Source organism: Leuconostoc sp. BM2 (assembly GCF_002095565.1).
Taxonomy (GTDB): Bacteria; Bacillota; Bacilli; order Lactobacillales; family Lactobacillaceae; genus Leuconostoc; species Leuconostoc falkenbergense.
This window is the reverse complement of record NZ_MOWQ01000126.1, coordinates 1-518: the sequence shown is the minus strand read 5'-3', so window position 1 is coordinate 518 and position 518 is coordinate 1. Positions and strand designations below refer to the sequence as shown.

Genomic DNA, 518 nt, shown 5'->3' with positions numbered 1-518 from the left:
ATACTAGTTTGTTTTTTCTTCCCAAACATATCTTATTCCCCCGTTCAGAATGGCCAGTTGATGACGTTTCCGCCACCAGCGGTTGTAGCTGTTTGCCAAATCCATGTCAGCAATAGTCCAGTTAAGGCGCCACCACCAATACCGAACATGGCGTGCATTAGCTTGCTGTTACTCTTTTGCGCCATCTGTTCATTACCAGTAGCACGCATGATGAAACCAATCAATAAGCAAATAGCGCCCACAACGATCAACACAATATAAAGAATTGTGATGACCTTTGAACCACTTGTTTTGGCAGCATCACCAATGTCCGCTGAGGCAACAGTCGGTAGCCACATTGGTAATGAAGCAACCAATCCCACGAATGTTTGTTGTAAGCGTAAAACCGGACGACGCTCCCATAGAAACTTGTTATGTGCATTTGACTTTTTCATTCAAAAAGTCCTCCTTTTTCTTTGTTGTGTTATCAACACACGCACAGAATAACAAGAATCAAAAAATTGTCATAAAGGTAAATG

General features: G+C 42.1%; 1 protein-coding gene. It reads right to left on the bottom strand.

The window, feature by feature from the left end; all coding sequences use genetic code 11:
- Positions 1-44: 44 nt before the first annotated feature.
- On the bottom strand, positions 45-434 hold the full coding sequence (locus BMG01_RS10795; protein WP_080519708.1) for a hypothetical protein: 390 nt from the start codon (positions 432-434) through the stop codon (positions 45-47).
- Between the last annotated feature and the right edge of the window lie 84 nt (positions 435-518).

What these genes read in the sequence shown, in the direction of transcription:
- BMG01_RS10795 (WP_080519708.1), bottom strand. Translation starts at nt 434, where the DNA reads ATGAAAAAGTCAAATGCACATAACAAGTTTCTATGGGAGCGTCGTCCG.